Origin of the sequence: Exilibacterium tricleocarpae, assembly GCF_007004655.1 — a bacterium.
Lineage (GTDB): Bacteria > Pseudomonadota > Gammaproteobacteria > Pseudomonadales > Cellvibrionaceae > Exilibacterium > Exilibacterium tricleocarpae.
Genome location: NZ_ML660088.1, coordinates 282,362 through 303,858, shown reverse-complemented (window position 1 = coordinate 303,858; position 21,497 = coordinate 282,362). Strand labels below are relative to the sequence as shown.

Sequence of the window (21,497 nt, the reverse complement as noted above, 5' to 3'; positions counted from 1 at the left end):
AGCGCCTTTAAACAAAAACAAGCATCTAATGGGAGAGTGGCGCCCAAACTGCGTGCCACTCGAAACAGTAGAGGTTTAATACAAAGGGCAAAGGGGGCAGCAGGCCTATGGATTACCGGCTGGACAAAGGCCTGACAGCCGTTAGCCCCACACGGGCCCTATTTGCCAAAAGAGCTGCAGTTCTACACGGGCTGGTTGCCGAAAGTCCTACAGCTCCGCGCGGGCCCCGTTTCCGAGAACGCTACAGTCCGGCACCGGCCCCATTGCCGGCAGGGCGACTTGAGGGGACAGCGCAGGAAAACTCACCCCAATAAAACTTCCACCCGGTGATAAGACCGCGGGGCAAATACCGGCAACAGATTGCCCGCTACCGCGGTGCCGTCCACCCACATCTGCTGGACGCCCCGGCTGACCCCGGCGGGGTTGGCGACGCTGATTTCATAAGTGGCGCCGCGAAACTTGCGGGTAATCTGAAACCCTTTCATCGCCGCGGGAATGCAGGGATCGATCAGCAGGCCGTCGAACGTCGGTCGCACACCCAGAATAAACTGGGTGACGGCGTAGTAGTTCCAGGCGGCGGTGCCGGTCAGCCAGGAGTTCTTGGCCTGGCCCGGGGTGGCGGCCTCCTTGCCGGCAATCATCTGTGCGTAGACGTAGGGTTCGGTTTTGTGCAGCGCCGCGTGCTTTTCGCGAAATGCCGGTGCCAGCCGGGTGTAGTAGTCGAACGCGCGGTCGCCGTTGCCGACCAGGGTTTCGGCGATCATGATCCAGGGGTTGCTGTGGCAAAAAACGCCGCCGTTTTCCTTGTAACCCTGGGGATAGGTGGAAATCTCGCCGTACTCGGGGTGGTATTGGGTATAGGCCGGGTAGTTGAGGACGATACCGTGTTCGTAGGCAAGCAGCTTGTTGACCGAATCGAGCGCGGTCCGGGCCCGGCCGTCGTCCAGGCCGACACCGGCCATTATACAAAAACCCTGGGGCTCGATAAAAATCCGGCCCTGGCGGTTGGCGTGGCTGCCGATGGGTTTGCCGGCGGCGTCGTAAGCGCGCAGAAACCAGTCGCCGTCCCAGCCGTGGCGGTCGATGGCGGTCGCCATAGCCTGCAGGTGTCGCTCGGCCCGCTCGGCTTCCTCTGTGTGTCCCCGATGGCGACACAGAGCGACGTAGTCGCGGCCAAACGCGATGAACATGCCGGCGATCATAACGGATTCGGCAACCTCGCCGGCGCGGTTTTCAGTGGTTTGGAAAGATTCGTTGGGGTCCTGGGAAAAGCAGTTGAGGTTCAGGCAGTCGTTCCAGTCGGCGCGGCCGATCAATGGCAAGCCGTGCGGACCCAGGTTATTTACCACATGGTCGAAAGAGGCGGTCAGGTGCGCGAACAGGCTGTTGGCCTTGGCGGGATCGTTATCAAAAGGCACGGATTCCTCGAGAATGTCGAAGTCACCGGTTTCTTTGATATAGGCCAGCGTCGATTGGATCAACCACAGCGGATCGTCGTTGAAATTCTTGCCGATGGCGGCGTTGCCGCGCTTGGTCAGCGGTTGATACTGGTGATAGGCCGAGCCGTCCTCGAACTGGGTGGCGGCGATATCGAGAATGCGCTCGCGGGCCCGTTCCGGAATCATATGCACCACGCCCAACAGGTCCTGGTTGGAGTCGCGAAACCCCATGCCGCGGCCGATGCCGGACTCGAAGAAAGACGCGCTGCGGGAAAAGTTGAAGGTGACCATGCACTGGTATTGGTTCCAGATGTTCACCATGCGGTTCAGGCGAGTGTCCGGGCCGCTGATCTGGTAGGCGTCGAGCAGGTTTTGCCAATAGTCCGCCAGTGCCGCCAGTGCCCGAGTGACTTTTTCACCGCTGTCAAAATCCGCCGCCATCTGCAGCGCGCGGGTTTTGTTGAGGCCGCCGTCGGCCGTCCATTTTTCGCCAGCGGGATTTTCGACATAGCCCAAAACAAAAATCCATTCTTTGGTTTCCCCCGGGCCGAGTTCGAACTCGAGGAAGTGCGAGGCAATCGGTGACCAGCCGTGGGCGATACTGTTGCCGGCGCGGCCCCGGGTGACCGCCTCCGGCGCTTCGAAACCGTTGTACAGGCCCAAAAAGGCTTCGCGGTCGGTGTCGAAACCCTGAATCTCGCTGTTGACCGAATAGAACGCATAGTGATCGCGGCGCTCGCGGTACTCGGTTTTATGATAGATATGCGAACCGTCCACCTCCACCTCGCCGGTGGAGAAGTTGCGCTGAAAGTTGGTCATATCATCTTCGGCGTTCCACAGACACCACTCGAGCAGGGAATAGAGCTGGAGTTTTTTCGGTGCTTCCGTGCGGTTGCTCAGGCGCAGGCGCTGGACTTCAGCGCGGGTGCCGAGCGGCACGAAGCAGGTCAGGTCACAGTGCACCTGGCGTTTGCTGCTCAAAAACCGACTGTACCCCAGCCCGTGGCGGCACTGGTACTGATCCAGCGGCGCCTGCGCCGGTTTCCAGCCGGGTGACCAGACACACCCCCCTTCTCTGATATAAAAGTACTTGCCGCCGGAATCGACTGGCACATTGTTGTAGCGATAGCGGGTGAGGCGGCGAAATTTTGCATCCTTGTAAAACGTATAGCCGCCGGTGGTGTTCGATATCAGCGAGTAGAAACCGTCGTTACCCAGGTAGTTGATCCAGGGGTAAGGCGTTTTCGGATCGATGATGACATATTCCTTATGCTCATCGTCGAAATACCCGAATTCGGTCTGCTTATTTGGCGGCTTCTCTGGCATCTTTTTCGAAGTAGTAATTTTCATTGTTACCATCTACAGCGGTGAACGGTGCATCGGTCTGGCCAGCCGGTTCGCTGTCCAGGTTGTCGTACCAGTTTTTCTTCAGGAACACCGCACTGACCACCAGGATGCAGGCGGTGGCGATCACGGAATTGGATTCCCGAATAACAATAAATATGGGCAGCGCGACCAGGGTGGTCTGGGCGATAGTGCCTACCAGGACGTTGACCATATCCCGTTTAAAATGCGGGTTGGCCTCAAACTCGGGGTGTTCGGCCACCACTTTGTCGTGGATGGGCCGCCAGAAGCCCCAGGGCCTGACCGTGCGATAGAAGTGCTTCAATACCGCCTCGTCATCGGGCTCGGTGGTGAGACTGGTCACCACGCAGACGGTGCCGGAGAACAGCAGCAACACCGGAAACAGGTACAGCGGCAGAATATCGGAGGCCACCCCCGGCAGCAGCCCGGAAAAAACAGCCGGGAACGACAGGGCGCCGATAATCCCCGCCGCCATACCCCAGAAAAAACCATAGCCGTTCAACCGCCACCAGTACCATTTCAACACATTGGAAACCACATAACCGCCCCAGAGCCCCGACACCAGCCACAACAGCACACTGTTGATGCTCTGTACGAAAAAGCCGATTGAGGTGCTGATAACCACCACCAGGAAGGAGACCAGGTAACTGGCGTAAATCAGGCGCCTGTTGCTCGCCTGCGGGTTGATATAGCGCCGGTAGATATCGTTGACCAGGTAGGCGGGCGCGGCATTGACGGTGGAGGCGAAGGTGGACATAAACGCCGCCAGCAGACCCGCCAGCAACAGACCCAGAATACCGGTAGGCGCGAACTGCAGAATGGCCGACGGCAGTATGTTTTCAAAATCCAGGCGGCCGCCCGACATTAAATCCAGCCGCTCGTAGTAGACCACCGCCAGCACCGCAAACCCGGCGATCATAAAATAGCGAATCGGCATCAGCGCGACGGAGACGAATGCGCTCATCAGCGCGCCTTCGCGGGGCGAGCGGGTGGCGAGAATTTTCTGCATATCGTAGTTGGGCGCCGGCCCCGCGGCGCTGATCAGAATGCCTTTGAACAGCATCATCATAAAGACGATGCTGAACAGCGAGTAACCGTCGGCGACTATTTTGGTATTGACCTCGGCAATCAGCGCCTCCCAGTCGAGGTCCAGCGTCCAGCCGAAAAACGGATTGCTCCAGCCCTGCGGCGTCGCGGCCTGGAGATCGGCATGGCTGACGTTGTTCATGGCGATCAGGCCGATGGCGACAGCCGAGGCGGTCATGATGGTAAATTGAATAACATCGGTCCAGACGATACTGAGCATACCGCCCATCACCACGTAGAAGGTGGCAATCAGCGTAAAGAAGATGCCGTACACATGAGGTATGTACTGCGGCGCAACGCTGAACGGCAGGTAGGGACTGACCACTTCCCAGGGAATGAAAATCTCCATAAATTTGCCGACCCCGACAAAACCGTAGGAGAGAAAGCCGAGCACACTGATAACGGCGAAAACCACCACCACGATATGGGACAGGCGGCCGCCCGGGCCATCGCCGAAGCGGGTTCGTATCCACTCGGCACCGGTCAGCACGTTGGAGCGACGCAGCCAGATCGAGAGGAACACGGCGAGGAATACCTGATTGAACACCGGCCACAGCCACGGAATCCAGATACTTTTCATGCCGTAGACGAAACACAGGGTCACCAGCCACATGGTGCCGGAAATATCGAACATGCCCGAGGCGTTGGACAGCCCCAGCATATACCACGGCAGGCGTTTACCGCCCTGAAAGTAGGACTTGAGGTTTTTGCCGGCCCGGCGTTTGAGGGCCAGGCCCACTATCACGGTCGACAGCAGGTAAAGCCCGATAATGCACAGGTCTATAGTGTGAAGTTGCATCGCCACGCTCTTCGGTAAGTATTATTCTGGGTTGCCGTATATTTTATGGTTTTGTTTTTTTAGGGTCTTACTTTTTAGGGTCTTACTACTTCTCATGCTGTGGTTTTACTGGTGCGGTTTCGTGCGCTGCCAGCGTGCCGATACCGTGGGCCGGGCTGTTCGTAGCTGGCACTGTACCGTTCTATGGTTACCGGGCTGAGGCTCCTGATTCAGGGCGCTGAGGTTCCTGATTCAGGGGGCTGAGGCTCTTAGGTAACTACTCAAGAATGGTAAACGTTTTCCATTTGGTTTGTAAAGATACTTGAGCAGAGTTTGCCCGGCCAGGGCACGAAATTCAGTCGTGGCAGTAGAATAATTTCAATAAAAACAAGCAGGTAATGATTTTTGTATTCTAAAAAGTTAACTCATCAGAATCATCATAAACGTTGAGTAATTTGACGATAACGTGTTATCACAAATAATTATTTGATTTTTTTTAGGTTGAAAATTCTTTAAAAACAAGTAGATAAAGATATTTTTGGCATATATTTAAAGATTGGCCCGGTTTTGCTGTTGACGCTTTCAAGTTTTTTTTGAATAATCGGCGAAATTGGAAAACGTTTTCTATAAAAGATTTATAAATAATTACCAAGTGATGATGCAGTCGACCATTAGCGAACAGCTAACCCACAGATAGTCAGCGATTTGGCCGGATTTGATAAAAACGAGCATGGCCGGTGAGCTAGCCAGTGTCTGGCTGCTGCATAGCCCCGTGTTTTATCGACGGAAACAGTGCAGTCAGTATCATTGTCGAGATTTTGACTGCTTGCGATACAACCGGAGGGGAAAAATTTTCCTTTTGATGGAAAACGATTTCCATTTGCTTGGAAATATCGGCCGCTGTCCAGTGCGGCCAGCGAGTTGCCGATCAAGTGATTGTTGATCCAGGGGTTGCCGCTCGCGCCGGTTTGCCGTCGCGGCAGTTTTTATATCCCGCGGGTTTGCTGTTCAGGCGTTTGGTTACTGAAAAGCATTTACCACCAAGCAATAAACACACAACACTAAGTCAGTCGGATGGGAGGATGTATGTTAAACAGGTCTTGTCTTTCGCTAGTCATAGGCGCCGTTGTCTGCAGTCAGGTCGCCCTGGCCCAGGATGGCAGCGCTGTGCTGGAGGAGGTGGTGGTCACCGCCACCAAGCGCGCGACCAATCTGCAGGACACCCCGATCGCCGTGTCGGCGTTCAGCCAGGACGCGCTCGATCGGCATCAAATCAAGGATTTACGCGGGTTGACCGACCTGGTGCCGTCGCTGATGGTCTCGAACCACTCCGATTCGGCAGCGCTGTTCGTCACCCTGCGCGGAATCGGTGGCAACAGTAACACCGAACTCGCCGACCCCACCGTCGCCTTTCACGTCGACGGCGTCTATGCCCCGCGCGTGCAGGGGGCTGCCACCCTGATGTACGACGTCGATCGGGTAGAGGTGCTGCGCGGACCCCAGGGCACATTGTTTGGCCGCAACGCCACCGTCGGCAGTATCAATATCCATACGAACAAGCCGGAAATCGGCGAGTACAACGGCAACCTGTCCGTTACCACCGGCACCTATGACTTGACCGAGGTAAAAGGGGCTGTGAATCTGCCGGTTTCCGATACCCTGGCCCTGCGGGTGGCGGGTATCAATGTCAATCGCGGCGGTTACACCAAGGTTATTGGCAATTACGCCGGCCGCGGCCCCCACTACGGCGCCACCGTGGCCGATCTCACCCCGGAAACACAGTTCTCGACCTATACCGGCGAGGGGCCCGAGTCCGATGATCGCCAGTCCTGGCGTCTCAGCGGCCTGTGGCAGCCGAATGAAAATCTCAGTTGGTTTTTAAGTGCCGAACGCTATGAGGACAACAGCACCGGCAGCCCGCAACTGGACCCGTTTCTGGCCGACAGGGGGGATCGGGTGCAGGTGATCGATTCGAATATTTTTACCGATTTGACCACCACCACTTACCGGTCGCGTATCGACTATACCTTCGGCAACGACCTGACCTTTTCCCACGTATTCGGCTATTCGGAAATGCAGCGCAGCCAGGTCTTTGACGCCGACGGCGGCACCTCCAACAGCTTTCAGGAAAACCGTACCGAGTCGTCGAATTTTGAGTCTTACATGAACGAGTTCCAGTTGAAGAACTCCGACGATGCCCGCTTTCGCTGGTTGTTGGGATTTTTCAACAATGAGGAAGATAACGAAATCAATTTTGTGATCGATTTTGCCGCCTTCGACGAGGACGGCAATACCAGCGGCTGGATCGGCGGCGGTGCCAACGGCGGTGCCGGCGCCGCCTATTTTATTCAGCCACAGCGGGAATTGAGTTCCACTGCCGCCTTCGCCCAGGGCACCTACGATATCAACGATTCGAATCGGTTGACGGTGGGTCTCAGATATCTGGAGGACGAAAAATCCGACAGCGGCGGCCGCTCGATCAACTGTGAGTTGTTTGGTCGGGTGCCCGACAGGAACAATGCGCTCAATGCGACGCGCCCGCTGCCCAGCCAGATCTTTGCCGACGCCGGCGCCGCGGCGGCCATCGCTGCCGGACTGCCCTATGACAACGGCACCAACGCCGGCAATAACGGCGAGCCCTGTTGGGTGCGGCAGGTCAATGACAAGGAAGCCGACTGGGACAAGGTCACCTGGCTGCTGCGCTACGAGATGGATTTGAGCGGTGACTTCATGGCCTATGCCTCCGCCGGCACCGGGTTTAAATCGGGCCACATCCAGGACGAGTTTAATATTGCCGATCCTGAAGAGGTCGAGTCCCTGGAGGTGGGGATGAAGACGGACTTTTTCGGCGGTGCCATGCGTTTGAATACCGCGTTTTATACGATGGACTACGAAGGCTATCAGGTGGCTACCACGAATCTGGTCGATACCGATGGTGACGGCATTGTCGACTCCCAGGGCAGCCAGCAGATATTGAACGCCTCGGACCTGGATGTGATGGGCTTCGAGTTCGAATTTCTCTGGGCCATTACCGATGCCACACGCCTGCAATTGGTCGGCAATATCATGGATGCGGAGTTCGGCGATTATATCAGATCGGACGGCCAGTTTGGCGACCGCTTCAACCCGAGCGTGCCGCTGTTGGACAACAACGGTAATCCGATCCCGGACCTGACGTCGAACAATCTCAACGGCAATACACCCAAGCGCGCGCCCGACTTTGAATTTACCACTATCGTGTCCCACGATATCGAGCTGGCCGGCGGCACCCTGACGCCGCAGGTGACGCTGCGGGTGGTGGATGATTACTTTCTCGATGATTTCAACCGCGGCGATATCGATGCCGGTGAATTCGGCCAGGCGGCGGGAGCGAGAAACCTGTCCATTCAGGAGAGCTACGAAATGTGGGACTTGAGTCTGCGCTACGAGTCCGATCGCGGTTGGGGCATTGAAGCCTGGGTGAAGAATGCCTCCGATGAGGTGGTCCGCACCGATGCCGGCGGCTTCGTGACTCCCGACGGCCTGGTGGGGCAGTTGTTGCCGCCGCGCACTGCAGGCGTCACCTTCAAAGCCGCTTTTGAATAAGCGGTGACAGGCGCAGGGGTCCGTGCCGGGCCCCTGTGTCACGGGCGTGAGGTCAGTAGAACTTTGACTTCATTAAACTTCTGACGACGTAACTAACCAGGTTGGACTTTCCCGTGAAATCACTACTGACGTTTATTTTACCGGTTTGTGTTTTTTGCCTCGCCGCCTGTGGCGGCGGTGGGGGCGGCGGTACCGCGGTCGATAACGGCAACAATGTGGACAGTGGAGGAGAGTTGCGGTTCAGCTTTACCGATATGTCGGCCGATACCGGTCTAATGCATGCTTGGGGCATCGAGAATCCCACCGCCAACTCCATGCCGGAAATGTTTGCCGGCGGTGTGGGGGCGGGGGACTTCGATAACGACGGTTTGACGGATTTGTATTTTGCCGCCGGCGATACCGAAGCCAACCGCCTGTTTCGCAATCAAGGTGACAATCGCTTCGTCGAGATCACCGGCATCGACAGCCTGGTTATGAAAGGCAGCGGGCCTATCTTCTGTGACTTCGACGGCGACGGTCTGGAGGATATTTTTGTCGGTGGCGTCGAGGGCGATCCGAATTACCTGTTGCAAAACGCCGGCAACGATACATTTAACGATGTGACCGCCACGTCGGGATTGACGGTTACCGTGGCCAATACGATTTCTGCCGCCTGCGGCGACTATGATCTCGACGGCGACCTGGACTTGGCGCTGGCTCATTGGGGCGCACAAAAACAGGCCGATACCCAGCATATCTGGGAAAACACCAGCGGCGGCGGGGCCATCACCTTCGCCAGCGCCAGCGTTGCCACCGGTATTGCCGCGACTATCGTCGGCGAGTCTCAGAACGGTGTTCTCGGCGATGACGATATCGACTACAGCTTTACCCCCACATTTGCGGATTTGAACAACGACGGCTTTCCGGATCTGGCGATGGTCTCCGATTTTTCCCAGACCCAGGTTTTTCTCAACAATCAGGACGGCACGTTTCGCAATGTCACCAATGATGTGATCAAAGACAGGAACGGTATGGGCAGCGCCATCGGTGATATCGATAACGACGGCGACCTGGACTGGTTTGTGACCGCCATTTTCAATGTCACCGACGGCGGCAATGTGCTCAGTATCGGCAACCGGCTTTATAAAAACCTCGGCAACGGCGAGTTTACTGATGTTACCGTTACCCCCGCCGGTGTCGATCGGGGCGGCTGGGGTTGGGCCGCCTGTATGGCCGACTTCGATAACGACGGCCTGCTGGATTTGTTCCATACCAACGGTTGGGACAACGAAGCCGACGGCGATAACTACGAAACTGATCAGGTGCGGCTGTTTTTAGCGGAAGGCGACGGCAGTTACCGCGAGGTTGCGTCTCGGGTGGGCCTGGACGATACCGGTCACGGGCGCGGCGTGGTCTGTGCGGATTTCGACGTGGATGGCGATGTCGACATTCTGATTACCAATAACAACCCTGATGGCCAAAACTCCGTGGTCTACTACCGCAACGATTCCGAGGACAGCGATAACCACTACCTGGGTGTGCGCCTGAACGGTATCGATCCCAACCGCGCGGCGGTGGGTGCGCGTATCTATATCACCCTCGGGCAGGAAACCCAAATGCGGGAGGTGATGCTAGGTGGTAACTACGCCTCCAACAATCCCGTCGAACAGCATTTCGGCCTGGGGCAGGCGGCTACCATCGATCAGGTCAGGGTGGTGTGGCCGCGGGTTATCGGCAGCGATCCGGCACCCGATACGCTGCTCAACGACATACCGGCGGACCAGTTTTTGACCATCGACCATCCGGCGTTGTAAACGATGGTGCCGATGTCGACGCCCGCTGTCTGGCCCCGGGACCGGGAACGAGCTTCTCTCGCCTCGCAAGTGTGAGGTTTTCCCCCGGCGGAGTATCTCCGCCGGGGGTTTTCTTCTCGGGTTTTGGTTTATACTAGGCCATCAACGCGGCGGCTCGGTAGTCGAGGTCGATGGTCGAGGTCGATGGTCGGGGTCGATAGTCGAGGTTGATAATCGAGGTTGATAGTCGAAGTCAAACGGGAGTGTAAACCTGAGGTATGTCGTCCATCGGTATTAAAGACGTTGCCGCGATAGCCGGAGTTTCCATCACTACGGTGTCCCGCGCGCTGCGCAATCCGGGGCGGGTGTCGAAGGCGACGCGCGAGCGCGTCCTGGCCGCGGTCAGCGAGGCCGGCTACACACCCAATAAACTCGGGGTCAGCCTGCGCACGGCAAAGTCCGGCAATATTGTCGCCATTATTCCCGATGTCGGTGATTCGTTTAACTTCGGTGTTATCCGCGCCATCGAAAAAGCGGCCAACAACCACGGCTATTCGGTGCTGTTGGGCGATACCCACGGCTCCCAGGAGCGCGAGCGGGCCTATGCGGAGATGGTGCGATCGCGCCACGCCGATGGTGTGATTTTATTTTCCCAACACCTGCCGTTTGATATCGATCCGCAACAGCCGGCCGCGCAACAAATGCCGCCGCTGGTGAATTCCTGCGAGCCGGTGGCGGTGCCCGGTATTCCCACGGTCACCATCGACAATGTGGCCGCCGCCCGCGAGGCGGTCGACCATTTGATCGGCTATGGGCACAGGAATATCTCGGTGATTACCGGCGATATGGAAAGTCCCAGCAGCCAGGATCGTCTGCTGGGTTTTCGCCAGGCCATGCAGGCGGCCGGGCTGGCGATCAACGAACGCCATGTTATCCACGGCGCATACACGGTCGAGAACGGCCAGGCCAGTACTAATCAGTTGTTGTTGCGCCGCGACCGGCCCAGCGCCATCTTCTGTTTTAGCGATGAAATAGCACTGGGTTGCTATTCCTCGCTGCAGGAACACGGTTTTCGCGTGCCCGCCGATATGTCGGTGATGGGTTTTGACGATATTCGCTACGCGCGGCACTTTTCCCCGCCACTTACCACTGTCGCACAGCCCGTGGAGGCCATCGGCACCTACTGTGTGGAGCTGCTGCTGAAAGTGATGAACGGCGAGACCCTGGAGAAAACGCGCTATATACTGCCGCACGAACTGGTGGTGCGCGGCAGTACCCGGCAGTTGTGAAATTCCCGCTAGTCTCGCTGTGCCAGGAAGCCGTGTTTGGGGCTGGCCAATACCCGCTTTACCATCGGTTCGAAAAATTCCAGCGGCAGCGATTCAAACTCGGGGTCGAAGGCCGGGCCGTCATAGAGATCGCAGAAGCGTTTGGTGCGTTCGTAGCAGGGGTGATCTTTAAAGCGGTCGCGGGCGTTGCGGTCCATGCCCAGGTGGTGAAAGTAATCGTAGCCCTGGAAAATCTGGTGGTGTTTGATCAGCCAGTGGTTTTCCTCGCTGATAAAGGGTTGCAGAATAGCCGCGGCGACATCGGCGTGGTTGTATGAACCCAGTGTATCGCCGATATCGTGAAGCAACGCGCAGACCACATATTCCTCGTCTTCACCGCCCCGATGGGCCAGGGTTGCCGTTTGCAGGCAGTGTTCCAGGCGGTCCACCGGAAAACCGCCGTAGTCGCCTTCCAGCAACCGCAAGTGGTCCAGCACCCGCTGCGGCAGGCGGGCGGCAAACTCTATGTACTCAGCGGCGATAAGCTGCCAGTCCTCCGCTGTGCTGTCTTTGAAATTTTTGAAACTTGCCCGTTTAGCGGTCATAACGCCGAGCCTCTCTGTGTGCGTGAGTTTCGTTAGCGGGTTTCGTTACCTTGTTTGCTGGCATGTTTTCGCTACATGATTTTACTACATGGTGTTGCTCCACGGTTGTCACATGGCATAGGCTACGCCGCCGTCCACGGCAATGGTGGAACCGACAACATAGTCGCCGGCGCGCGAGGCGAGGAAGATCACCGTGCCCGCCATATCCTCCGGCGTGCCGATACGTTTTGCCGGCACCCACTGGCTGACTTCGTCGGCCTGATCGCGGGCCATCTTGTTCATCGATGAAGCGAACGCGCCCGGGGCGATACCGGTGACGATGATACGGTCCTCGATCAGACGCTTCGCCAGGCGCCGGGTGAGATGGATCAGGCCGGACTTGCTGGCCGAGTAGGAATAGGTTTCGAGGTCCGGTACGCGAATACCGTCGATGGAGGCGATATTGATCACCTTGGCAGGCCGCTCGGCCGTCGCTGCGGCCCGCAACAACGGCGTGCACTTCTGGGTCAAAAAGAACACCGACTTCAGGTTCAGGTTCATCACCTTGTCCCAGCCGCCTTCGCTGAACTCGTCGTAGGGTTCGCCCCAGGCGGCGCCGGCATTGTTGACCAGAATGTCCAGTTGCTGCTCGCGCTCGCCGAGTGCGGCCGCGAGCCGGTCTATCTCACTCATTTGTGACAGGTCCGCCGGCAGTGCGATGCACTCGCCCGAGGCGCTGAGTTCATCGGCCAGGCTGGCACAGGCGTCGCCTTTGCGCGAGGAGATATAGGTTTTAACGCCGCTTTCCACCAGGCCTCTGGCGATCATCTCGCCAATGCCGCGGGACCCTCCGGTCACCAGCGCCGTGCGTCCGGACAGGTCAAATAGTTTTTCCAACATAGGTCGTCTCCTCATCGGTCAGGTTGGTTACTTTACTCCCAAATGCAATGGGCGAATAGAGTCAGGTCCGGGTCCCGGCGCCGGTCTCGCGCCGGTGGCCGGCGTAGACCCAATCGGCAAACTCCTCGACGGCGTGCACCACCCGCTGGGTGCGCAGCGACGGGAACAGATCGAATGCGTGTTGGGCCCGGGGTATTTCGGCGTAGACGACCGGCTGCTTTGAGACCGCGCGCAGGGCATCGACGAAGTGGCGACCCTCGGCCGCCGGCACCAGGGTGTCGGTATCGCCTTGGATCACAAAAAACGGCGGCGCCTGGGGGTGCACGTGCACGATCGGCGAGGCCAGCCGGTAGGTATCGGGTGACTCTTGCGTCGGCGACTTGATGACCATGCGCTCCAGCCAGCTCTCCAGTCCGTTGTTCAACTGCTGCCGGTTGCTGTTGCAAAAATCGTAGATGCCGTAGAAGGGTATGCACCCCTGCACGCGGGTGTCGGCGCCTTCGAAGCCCGGTTGCCACTGTGTTTGGTTCGGTGTCAGCGCCAGCAGCGCGCTCAGGTGGCCGCCGGCCGAGCCGCCGGTGGCCAGAATAAAGTCCGGGTCGCCACCGTACTCGGCGATATGGGTTTTCACCCAGGCCAGGGCGCGTTTGCAGTCGATAATATGGTCCGGAAAAGTCGCCAGCGGACTTAAACGGTAGGAGATGGCCACGCACACCCAGCCGTGGGCGGCCAGGTGGTTCATCAGCGGCAGCGCCTGGCGGTCTTTGCTGCCGAGTTTATACGTCCAGGCACCGCCGTGAATCTGTAACAACACCGGCCGGGGCGAGGTGACGGACCGGGGCCGGCGTATATCCAGCTTCAGGTTCAAACCGTTGCTGCGGTGAAAAATGATATTTTTCAGGCACTCCACCTCGGGGTGGTATTCGGTGCTTTTAATCATCGAGGCCAGCGGCCGCAGCAGGGCCCGCCGGTCGATGGTGTTGCGCGGCGGCTGGGTTATCGCGTCGCGGTAGTTCGGGCCCAGGTCCCGCTCCAAGCTGTTGCGCAGCAGTCCGGGCAGACGCATGCTGCTGCCGTAGTGAACGGCCATGGCCGTCCAGGCCGCCAGCATTACCACCAGACCCACAGTGCCCGCGAGGCCGGACAGGGCGCCGAAGGCGGCAAACAGCGCGGTGATCAACACCTGCAACGCTATCACGTGGGGTGCGAGCTCACCGGCCAACAGGCCGAATACAAAACTCACCGAAGCGCCGTAGGTGTGCCGGTAAACCGGGTGGTAGAGGTTGTAGCTCAGCCAGCCGCAAGCCAGTGCAAACAGCAAGAACAACCAGGTCATAGTCGCCTCCCAGCGCTCCAGTTAAGGTTTTTTCCCGGCGCCGGGGGCCAGGTGGTGAAGTTCGAGCCCGAGTCGGGTAGTGCAGGTCCACGCCATAGCGGTTGGCGATATGCGGGGAAACGTCCCCGGGTAAGTGGTTTCCTCCCGCTGTCCCGGTTTATTTTTTATGGCGGGATACCAGAGTTGTACCGGAAGACGGCGGTCTGATTTTGGTGCCGCCATGGTCTCGCGGTCAATTTGCGCGATGTCCACCTGATCCGGGTTCACCAGTACCAGCCGGCGCACGCCCACCGCGAACTCGCCGCGGTGAGCCAATTCCGGTGCGTCGGCGCCGGGTACGGCGTACAGCGGTCGAGCTGCGGTTGCCGCCGCGGCGCAGATACTACTGAGTACAACCAATGTCAGAATAGCAGGGCTGATCAGACGAACTGTCGTTTGCAGCATGCGGTGCTCTGTTGCAGGTTTTCGTGACGGTTTGGCGCGGGTTTTCGGAACAGCTCTTGGTGCCGGGCTATGATAAGGCAAACCGGCGGGCATGGCTATTGACACTTTCATCAATAGTGGGGCCGGTGGTGTGTAATCCCGGAATCCGTGATGATGCCGCCTGGAAAGGACGCGAAAAATCGGAGAACGGCGTGTAATCCCGGCGCCTGTGATGATGCTGGTGTCAAATGACTTGCTTGTCTGCCAGCTTCTGCAGGGTTTCGGCATCGCAGTCGAGCAGTGTTCTCAAGACTTCCCGGGTATGTTGTCCTAACAAAGGCGGCGGGTGATTCTGTACCAGTTGGTTGCGACTCATCTTAATGGGGTTGCCCGGCAGTTGCAGATCGTCGTTGTGGGGGTGTTGCAGCGACAGCCGCATACCTCGCGCCAGGATTGAGGGATCGTCGAACGTTTGCTCAATAGTGTTGATGGGGCCGCAGGGCACATCAGCCTGTTCGCAGGCACTCAGCAGTGCCTCGCTGGTATGTTGCTGCATCGCCGGCGCCAGTTGCTCGATAACGAATTCGCGGTGTTTCACCCGCTGCGGGTTGGTGTTGGCACGGGGGTCTGTGGCCAACTCGGGAATGCCTAACAGCCGGCACAGGTTGGCAAACTGTTTGTCGTTACCTACCGCGATGATGATATGGCCATCGGCGGTGGCAAAGGCCTGGTAGGGCACGATATTCGGGTGGGCATTGCCGAGTCGTCGCGGCACCTGATGGCCGACCAGGTAGTTGGTGGCCTGGTTGGCGAGGATGGCTGCCGATGTGTCCAGCAGCGCCAGGTCGATATGTTGGCCCAGGCCCGATTGCACCCGTTCCAGCAGAGCGCCCTGAATCGCGATGGCTGCATACAGGCCGGTGACCAGGTCGGTGATGGCGACACCGACTTTGACCGGCTCGGCGCCGGGGCTGCCGTCGGGTTGGCCGGTGATGCTCATCAGGCCGCCCATGGCCTGGATCAGGAAGTCGTAGCCCGGGCGCCGGGCGTAGGGACCGGTCTGGCCGAAGCCGGTGATCGAGCAGTACACCAGTTGCGGGTTGAGCGGTTGCAGCGACGGGTAGTCGAGGCCGTATTTTTCCAGGCCGCCGACTTTGAAGTTTTCCACCAGTACATCCACCTTTCCGGCGAGCTGGCGGATCAGTGCCTGTCCCTCGGGTTGGGTGATATCGATGGTGATGGACTTCTTGCCGCGGTTGGCGGCCAGGTAGTAGGCGGATTCGGTGTCGTCGCCGTGCTGGTTGTCGAGAAACGGCGGTCCCCACTGGCGGGTGTCGTCACCGGTTTGCGGGCGCTCCACTTTAATCACTTCGGCTCCGAGGTCGGCGAGTATCTGCCCCGTCCAGGGACCTGCCAGTACGCGGCTCATATCGAGCACGCGAAAGCCTGCCAGTGGTGTATTCGGTGTGGAGGGGGTGGTTTCAGGATTCTTTTTTGCCTGCATAGAATAAGCGTCTGCGTTAGAGATTGTTCAGGCGGCAAGGTGCCATCAATCCGGTATCGGAGTCAAATAACCGATACGCTCTGCTGCGTGCAGTGGCGCGATCATGATTGTTTTTTAACGAGTGGGAGTGCCGCCTAACACGGGCCCAATACATTTTGAGTGCTACCGGGCATTCGCAATTTACTTAGTGGACACCAAATTGTCTGTGACCGCAGGCTTCATCCCGGGCGTCTGGCGCCCAAACCACAACACCAGCAGCCCGGCGCAAAACGGCAACAAACGCTCGGCGATATCCCCCGGAGTATTGGGCAACAGATAGAAAACCACCGCCAATGTGAAACCGGTCAACATGGCGGCGAAGACAGCCCCGGGTTTTACCTCGACACCGGCCAGGCGGAAAAACACGGGGGGTCCAAACGCCGCCCCTATGGCGATCCAGGCAAACAGGACGCGGTCGAAAATACTGGCCGGCAAGGCGATCGCCACCACTATCGCGAGCAGGCACAGTACCCCGATGGCCAGGCGCGAGATCAACAGGCGCCGGTTGGGAAAGACTTTGCTCAAACCCAGGTCGTAGGATACCGCGGAGGCGGCCACCAGTAGCATGCTGTCGGCGGTGGACATAATGGCTGACAGTACCGCCGCCAGCACGATCGCGCTTACCAGGGGCGGAAACAATTCACTGGTGAGATGGATGAAAATGGTTTCGGGGTTGTCGATTGCCGGTACCAGCACCCGGCCCGCCAGGCCGAGAAAGCACATGCCGGCAAAGACTGTGGCATACCAGCCTACCGCCAACAGCCGCGCCTGGCGCCAGGCGCGCTCGTCGCGCAGCGCCATAAAACGGGTGAGCAGGTGCGGTTGCCCGAAGGTACCGGTGCCGGTGGCCAGTGAACCCACTACGATACCTATGGCCAGCAGCCCCGTATGGCGGCCGGTCCAACTCAACTGGTCGGCGCTGCTGAACCGGGCCAGGCCCGCGCCGAAACCCTCGAAGCCACCCACGGCGAGCAGTGCGCTCAAGGGCAACAGGATGGCGGCCGTCACCATCAACAGGCCCTGTAACGTATCGGTCAGACTCACCGCCCAAAAGCCCCCGAGCAACGTGTAGATCATAATGATCAGTCCGCCGAGGAGGATACTGTCGGCCATGCCCAGATCGAAAGTGGTGGCAAAGGTGTTGCCGGCACCCTGGAATTGGGAGGCGATATAAAAAAGAAAGGAGACCAGCAGGATCAGGGAAGCCACCCTGACGGTGAGCGGGCGAAAGGGGTTGCGGTCCGGCGTGGCGGTGTGAACCAGGAATTCAGTCAGCGTCAGCACCCGATGCCGGTGACTGTAGCGCATCATGCGCGGCGCCAGCCACCACCAGTTGATGGCGCAGCCGATCACCACACCCAGTGCAATCCACAGGGCCGAAAGACCCAGCATATAGGCGGCCCCGCTCATACCCAGCAGGGTCCAGGCGGAGGCGGCGCTGGCGGCATAACTGATCGAGGCCACTACCGGCCCCAGGGCCCGCCCCCCCAAAAAGAAGTCTTCCTGGCTTTTGGTGCGGCGCTGCGCCCAGAGGCCAATGGTGATAAGTACCAGTTTGTAGATCACCAAGGTGATCAATACGACTTTTGTGTCCATCGCGATACCGGGTGCCGGCCCGCGCCGGTCAGTTGTTTTTTTCGTCAAGCATGCCCGCCCGGCGGGCAAAAGCCAACTGCCGGATAGCCACTATGCGATTATCGCTATAAATGATCTATTGGTATACCTTTATATTTGATCGTTGTATCAGGTCTGCCGGCGCCGCCGGATGCGATCGGTCTGGTACTATTGGTACCAGTGCGCGGACCAAAAACACAGGAGTATTACACCGTATGGGAAATTTACTGATTATTCTGGGGGTTCTGTTTTTGTTGCTGATAGTGGCGGTGCCTTTGATCGAGCGTTTCGGGGGTAAGCAGTCCGATGCCGATATCAGCAAAATGAGCCGGTATATCCTGCCATTGATAGCGCTGCTGCTGGTGTTGCAGGCGATCAGGCATTTTTTCTTTTGATACGGGTCGCCAGCAGTCGGTCCAGGGCATTGGCAAAGGCCTGGCGCTCCGTCTGGCCGTAGGGCGGCGGCCCGCCGGAGACCTGTCCGGCACTGCGCATCTCTTCCATAAAGTCACGCATTTGCAGCCGCTGGCGAATATTTTCGCTGGTGTAGCGTTCGCCCCGGGGGTTCAGCGCTACCGCGCCTTTTTCGACCACCTCCGCCGCCAGGGGAATATCCGCAGTAATCACCACGTCGCCGGGCTCGACTTCCTGCACGATCAGGTTGTCCGCGACATCGAAACCGCTGCCGACCTGCAGCGCGCGGATATACGGTGACTTCGGTATCGCCAGGGGTTGGTTGGCCACCAGAGTGGTCAGCACCTTTACCCGGGCGGCGGCGCGAAACAGTATTTCTTTGACGGGCTTGGGGCAGGCGTCGGCATCTACCCAAATCTTTAGTTCACTCATAGTGTTTTATGCTACAGGATAAAGCGCTCGAGGTGGTAACCGCCGCTGCGGTTTGAAATACTCGATTACCGGGGCCGGCGCTAATAGTCAATCGAGGCACTCGGCAGATCGATCCAGAAGGTGCTGCCCCGGCCCTCAGTGGAATCGACGCCGATGCTGCCATGCATCAGTTCGGTCAGGGATTTGGCTATGGTCAGGCCGATGCCTATGCTCTTGGCCCCGGATTTTCCCAGGTGTTGAAAAGACTCGAACAGGTTGTCCTGGGCTGCAGCTTCAATACCCGGGCCGTTGTCGGCGACGCTGAAGCGGATTTTTTTATCTGCCAGGAAGTGGGTGTGCAGGGTAACGCTACCCTGATCTCGATTGTATTGAATGGCATTGATGATCAGGTTGAGCAGTATCTGGCGCGCGCGGGTCGGATCGGCCATCACGACGCCGGGGCACTCGTTGACGATCAGCGTCACGCCGTGCTCCTCCGCCAGCGGTGCCAGTAAGCCGGCGCACTCCTGCACCAGCGCGCAGGCCTCCACCGGTTCCAGTTGCACCTTAATCCGATGTTTCTCTACGGCGGCGAGGTCGAGCACGTCTTCGATAAGGCGCTCCAGGTATTCGCCGGCCACCAGTATTTCTTTGGCCGCCCGCTCGCGCCGCGCTCGCTGTTTTTCATCGTCGGCTGCGGCCAGTTGTATAATTTGGGCAAAACCCATGATGGCGTTCAGGGGTGTTCTGAATTCGTGGCTCATTTGTGAGAGAAAAGTCGATTTCGCCTGGCTGGCTTCTTCGGCGTTTTGTTTTGCCACTTCCAGTTGCCGGGCGCGGTCGGTGCTGAGTACCTGCAAGGTGATGTTTTCTTTGGTGTTGAGGTGAAAGTCGCGCGCCAGGCGCAGAATCAACAGGAAAAAAATTGCATAGATAAAACCCATAACGATCAATACCCGGTCATCGGTGTTCAGAAACTGGATACTGATCGGGGTCGTGGCCAGAAGAATAAACAACAGTGCCATCGGCCAGCGGGACGACAGGCTGGTTACAGAGCCGACGCTCATACCGCCCACCACGAAGGCGAGAAAAACCTGGTGTAATACCGAGTGCTGGGCAAACAACAAAACGCCGGCGCTGCTCCAGATGACGGCGCTGGCGATCACGCCGATTAAAAAACGCCGTTCCCAAACAACGGCGGCGGATGCCGCCGGTTGTTGCTTTTTATACTGCAGGTATAGCAACAGGCGTAGGAGTGTGGTCGCCAGCAGACCCAGCAGCCAGCCGATCAAAACCGGGTGCGCGATAACTTGCCAGAGTGCGACGGAGATCAGTCCTGAGTTAATGACCGTGGCGATAAGCGCTTGCGGGAAACGGTCATACAGTATGCGGACCTGCTGATGACGAATTTCCTCAGCCTGTCTGGGGGTTAGGTCGAACATCCTTCAATGATGCTGGGTCGCATGCCTCCCTGAGTGGGTGGGACGGAGGTCCCACGGTGCATGGAACCTCTATTGACCATAGCAGATCTGGCAATCAAATACTGGAAAAAGTGTTATTGAAGCCTTTCAGTATTTTGACTTCGCCGCGCTTCATGCGGCGGCCGAGCTTGGTGGTCAGGGCCAGCGACACCTCCTCTGTCAGCACTTCGCGCAGGCCGGTGGTGGGGGACTCGGCATAGACGGCAATATCGATAGTCGGCTGCAGGGCGTTTTCCCGTTCCAGCACAATGTAGTTGCCGCCGCCGCGGCTTTTCCATTTGCCGCCGCTGCCTGGCGCATAGCCGATTTCCTCAATGGCCATTTCGACCTCACCCTGCAATTCCCTCAGTGTGTAGCCGTCGTGGGTGGAGACGGCCCGGAAAAACGACACGCGCTCGTGCCCGCTGGTGACGCAACCGCTCAGGCTGAGCAACAGGGCGAGGCCCAACGGGAGTGACAACCGCACCCAAAACCGGGTGGATGTGAGGAACAACAGGTGGGTGGAGTGTTGCAACAAAACACCTCAATTTATCGGTTAGCGGACCATCCGTTCATTCAGGACGCGCGGAAATTTTTGTCGATATGTAGTCCAGTTTATGCGTTTTGCCGGCGCAGACCAAGATAAAAAAGCACCGAAGTTCAGAATGAACGGCGGCGACGAGTGGCGCCGATCGGGTGGGTGGCGCAAAAATCATTTGCCGCTGAGGGTTTGGCGACTGTTACGGGCGTGGCTTTGGGTCTGGTTTCAGGCGTCGGGTGTTGCCGCTACCGGCCAGCCCGACGCCGGTGTCCCCGCGCTCAGGTGGTAACAGCACGGCGGCTGTTGCCACTGTGGTGTCCGTCGCCGGCGGTATCGCCGCGCATGCTCCAGGCGATAACACTGAGCACTACTATTTCGAAAACCAGTGCCCCGTACTGCACTGCGTCCGGACTGCCGTCGGCGATAAAACCGATCACGCGTCCCGCCGCCAGGCCGCCGATCAGCGCCGCGGCGGACCACAGCGCCGGCAGTTGGTAGTGGGCGCGATAGGCCGCGCACAGATAGAACAGGCCCAGGCCCAGGAACATGCCGCCATAGGCAGCGCGCAGCTCGATAAAAGCCGGCGGCGCCAGGGGTTGGAGTTGCAGCGTTGCCGCCAGATTGCCCGGCAGTGTGAGTGAGAACAGGCCGAACAGTATGCTGGCGGCACCGGTGATTGCGAGTAACCATTTGCGTCGGGTCATAGTGGTGTTCCTTTAATTGAGCTTAGGCTGGAAATGGTAATGGTATAAAACTTTGGCGTTGCCTCAATTACCCCTGAGGTAATGGTGCTCGGGCGACTTCAGTAAACCGCCGTTCGTGTTTACACCAGTGGTGCGGTAAACAGACGGTCACCCGCAGGCGTGTCGCCCGTTGTTTGAGCCGGCATCGCGCAGGTGAACATGGCGGTGACGGGACCGATCACGGGTGCAGCACTGCAGTGTTAAGAAAAGAAATGTCATTTGATTTATTGAGACG

General features: G+C 58.3%; 16 protein-coding genes. 4 read left to right on the top strand and 12 right to left on the bottom strand.

Annotated elements, in window-relative coordinates; all coding sequences use genetic code 11:
• Positions 1-302: 302 nt before the first annotated feature.
• A complete protein-coding gene (locus FKG94_RS03925; protein ID WP_246124911.1) occupies positions 303-2,789 on the bottom strand; it encodes a glycoside hydrolase family 94 protein in 2,487 nt (828 codons plus the stop codon).
• The gene (locus FKG94_RS03920; protein WP_142902885.1) at positions 2,743-4,689 is read right to left on the bottom strand and encodes a sodium:solute symporter family protein; all 1,947 of its coding nucleotides are present in this window, start codon (positions 4,687-4,689) and stop codon (positions 2,743-2,745) included. Before FKG94_RS03920 ends, FKG94_RS03925 begins: the two co-directional genes overlap by 47 nt.
• A gap of 1,065 nt (positions 4,690-5,754) precedes the next feature.
• On the opposite strand from FKG94_RS03920, the gene FKG94_RS03915 reads away from it, so the two are divergent.
• The 3 genes from FKG94_RS03915 (at position 5,755) to FKG94_RS03905 (ending at position 11,314) form a co-directional block, all read left to right on the top strand.
• Positions 5,755-8,253, top strand: coding sequence for a TonB-dependent receptor (locus FKG94_RS03915; RefSeq protein WP_179957481.1), 2,499 nt, complete (start codon positions 5,755-5,757; stop codon positions 8,251-8,253).
• 113 nt (positions 8,254-8,366) lie between these two features.
• Complete coding sequence (locus tag FKG94_RS03910; protein WP_142902883.1) at positions 8,367-10,046, top strand: CRTAC1 family protein; 1,680 nt, start codon at positions 8,367-8,369, stop codon at positions 10,044-10,046.
• A gap of 257 nt (positions 10,047-10,303) precedes the next feature.
• Positions 10,304-11,314 carry a LacI family DNA-binding transcriptional regulator gene (locus FKG94_RS03905; protein WP_142902882.1) on the top strand — a complete coding sequence of 337 codons (1,011 nt, stop codon included), beginning with the start codon at positions 10,304-10,306 and terminating at the stop codon, positions 11,312-11,314.
• 8 nt (positions 11,315-11,322) lie between these two features.
• Here the strand turns inward: FKG94_RS03905 and FKG94_RS03900 are convergent, their stop codons facing one another.
• The 6 genes from FKG94_RS03900 to FKG94_RS03875 form a co-directional block, all read right to left on the bottom strand.
• A complete protein-coding gene (locus FKG94_RS03900) occupies positions 11,323-11,898 on the bottom strand; it encodes an HD domain-containing protein (RefSeq protein WP_142902881.1) in 576 nt (191 codons plus the stop codon).
• A 108-nt stretch (positions 11,899-12,006) separates the two neighbouring features.
• Entirely contained in the window at positions 12,007-12,777 is a 771-nt protein-coding gene (locus FKG94_RS03895) for an SDR family oxidoreductase (RefSeq protein WP_142902880.1), read from the bottom strand.
• Positions 12,778-12,838: 61 nt separating this feature from the next.
• Positions 12,839-14,113, bottom strand: a complete 1,275-nt coding sequence (locus tag FKG94_RS03890; RefSeq protein ID WP_142902879.1) for an alpha/beta hydrolase — start codon at positions 14,111-14,113, stop codon at positions 12,839-12,841.
• A 21-nt stretch (positions 14,114-14,134) separates the two neighbouring features.
• Positions 14,135-14,557, bottom strand: coding sequence for a hypothetical protein (locus FKG94_RS03885; RefSeq protein ID WP_142902878.1), 423 nt, complete (start codon positions 14,555-14,557; stop codon positions 14,135-14,137).
• Positions 14,558-14,780: 223 nt separating this feature from the next.
• Positions 14,781-16,040, bottom strand: a complete 1,260-nt coding sequence (locus FKG94_RS03880) for a CaiB/BaiF CoA transferase family protein (protein ID WP_142902877.1) — start codon at positions 16,038-16,040, stop codon at positions 14,781-14,783.
• A 180-nt stretch (positions 16,041-16,220) separates the two neighbouring features.
• The gene (locus tag FKG94_RS03875; protein WP_142902876.1) at positions 16,221-17,675 is read right to left on the bottom strand and encodes a sodium/proline symporter; all 1,455 of its coding nucleotides are present in this window, start codon (positions 17,673-17,675) and stop codon (positions 16,221-16,223) included.
• A 233-nt stretch (positions 17,676-17,908) separates the two neighbouring features.
• Between FKG94_RS03875 and FKG94_RS03870 the strand changes: the two genes are divergently transcribed.
• On the top strand, positions 17,909-18,088 hold the full coding sequence (locus tag FKG94_RS03870) for a hypothetical protein (protein ID WP_142902875.1): 180 nt from the start codon (positions 17,909-17,911) through the stop codon (positions 18,086-18,088).
• Here FKG94_RS03870 and FKG94_RS03865 read toward each other — a convergent pair.
• From FKG94_RS03865 to FKG94_RS03850, 4 genes are all read right to left on the bottom strand, one after another.
• Entirely contained in the window at positions 18,069-18,539 is a 471-nt protein-coding gene (locus tag FKG94_RS03865; protein ID WP_142902874.1) for a YaiI/YqxD family protein, read from the bottom strand. The two genes, FKG94_RS03870 and FKG94_RS03865, sit on opposite strands and share 20 nt — an antisense overlap.
• Before the next feature lie 80 nt (positions 18,540-18,619).
• A complete protein-coding gene (locus tag FKG94_RS03860; RefSeq protein WP_142902873.1) occupies positions 18,620-19,960 on the bottom strand; it encodes a sensor histidine kinase in 1,341 nt (446 codons plus the stop codon).
• Between the two features lie 94 nt (positions 19,961-20,054).
• On the bottom strand, positions 20,055-20,513 hold the full coding sequence (locus FKG94_RS03855; RefSeq protein ID WP_142902872.1) for a hypothetical protein: 459 nt from the start codon (positions 20,511-20,513) through the stop codon (positions 20,055-20,057).
• 284 nt (positions 20,514-20,797) lie between these two features.
• Positions 20,798-21,223 carry a DUF4345 domain-containing protein gene (locus tag FKG94_RS03850; RefSeq protein WP_142902871.1) on the bottom strand — a complete coding sequence of 142 codons (426 nt, stop codon included), beginning with the start codon at positions 21,221-21,223 and terminating at the stop codon, positions 20,798-20,800.
• Positions 21,224-21,497 lie beyond the last annotated feature (274 nt).